Origin of the sequence: Nostoc sp., assembly GCF_035638895.1 — a bacterium.
GTDB lineage: Bacteria > Cyanobacteriota > Cyanobacteriia > Cyanobacteriales > Nostocaceae > Nostoc.
This window is the reverse complement of the sequence record NZ_DASQZC010000422.1, coordinates 1-1,539: the sequence shown is the minus strand read 5'-3', so window position 1 is coordinate 1,539 and position 1,539 is coordinate 1. Positions and strand designations below refer to the sequence as shown.

The 1,539-nt window shown below is 67.2% G+C and carries 1 protein-coding gene; it reads left to right on the top strand.

Going from position 1 to position 1,539, the window contains the following annotated elements; genetic code table 11:
• Positions 1-82 precede the first annotated feature (82 nt).
• Positions 83-1,522, top strand: coding sequence for an IS66 family transposase (tnpC, locus tag VE944_RS21070; RefSeq protein ID WP_324981403.1), 1,440 nt, complete (start codon positions 83-85; stop codon positions 1,520-1,522).
• The last annotated feature ends 17 nt before the right edge of the window (positions 1,523-1,539 follow it).

Below are 1,539 nucleotides of genomic sequence, written 5' to 3'. Positions count from 1 at the left end.
GTAACTGCCCAGGTCTTCGCACGGATTCTGCATCAGAGGTAAACAAAGAGATCAACCTCGCCTCAAAGGAACCCAGCCGACGATGACACGCGAGGAGATCCTTGCAATCTACGAAGCAGGTCCCGACCCGGTCGTCACGCTGGTGCAGTCGCTCATCGCCGAGTTCCAGGCCCAGGTCCAGGTGGTGAACGAGCGCGTGCGGGAACTGGAGCTTCGGCTGGCGAAGGACAGCCACAACAGCCACAAGCCCCCCTCCAGCGACGAGCCCACCTTCCGGCGGCAACCGCCCAAGAGCCTGCGCAAGCCCAGCGGGAAGAAGCCGGGTGGCCAGTCCGGCCACACCGGCTGCACGCGCCTGCAGGTGGAGAAGCCGGATGACGTGCACCCCCACGTGCCGGACAGCTGCGCACAGTGCGGAGATGACCTTCGGGGCGTCGACTCTCGCCCGGCACAACGGCGGCAGGTCGTCGACCTCCCCCCGCTTGCTCTGCGTGTCGAAGAGCACTGTGTGCATGACAAGCGCTGTCCCGGATGCGGGCACACCACGCGGGCCGCGTTCCCCGAGGGGGTGAACGGTCCGGTGCAGTACGGCCCCCGCGTGCAGGCGCTCGCCGTCTATCTGCAAGTCCACCAGCTGCTTCCCTACGACCGGACGGCCGAGCTGATCCGCGACCTGTTCGGGGAGACGATCTCGGAGGGCACGTTGACCCGTACGCTGAAGCGGGCGCATGCACTCCTGGAGCCGGTGGAGCAGCAGATCCACGCAGCCCTGCGGCAGAGCCCGAGCGTGCACTTCGACGAGACGGGGCTGCGGATCGTCTCGAAGCGGCAGTGGGTGCACAGCGCGGGCACGCCTATGCTGACGCTCTACCGCGCGCATGCGAAGCGGGGCCGGGAGGCGATCGACGCCATGGGCGTGCTGCCGGGCTACGAAGGCGTCAGCATCCACGACGCGTACACCTCGTACCTGAGCTATTCGGGCCGCCACGCGCTCTGCAACGCGCACCTGCTGCGCGACCTGGTCGCCGTGGAAGAAGAGACGAAGGCAGCCTGGGCCCCACGCATGAGCGAGCTGCTGCTGGAGATCAAGGCAGCCGCCACGCTGGCGCGGGCTTCCGATGCGGGGCAGCTCGAACCGGTGCAGACCGAGGCTTTCCGGGCCCGCTACGACGCGCTGCTGTGCGAGGGCGAGGCCGCACACCCGCCCAGTCCGCCCACCGGGCGCGGGGGCCGGCGAAAACAGAGCCAGGGCTACAACCTCGTGCGGCGGCTGCGGAAGCATGCCGGCCTGGTGCTGGCCTTCATGTACGACATCGCGATCCCCTTCGACAACAACCTGGCGGAGCGGGACCTGCGCATGCTCAAGACCAAGCAGAAGATCTCCGGCGGCTTCCGAAGTCAGGAGGGAGCCGAGATCTTCTGCCGGGTCCGCAGCTACATCTCGACTGTACGAAAACAGGGCCTCTCGCTCATGGAAGCGCTCCGCAGCGTTTTCTCCGGCACACCCATGCTGGCCTGCTGAGCTAGTTGGGCAGTTAC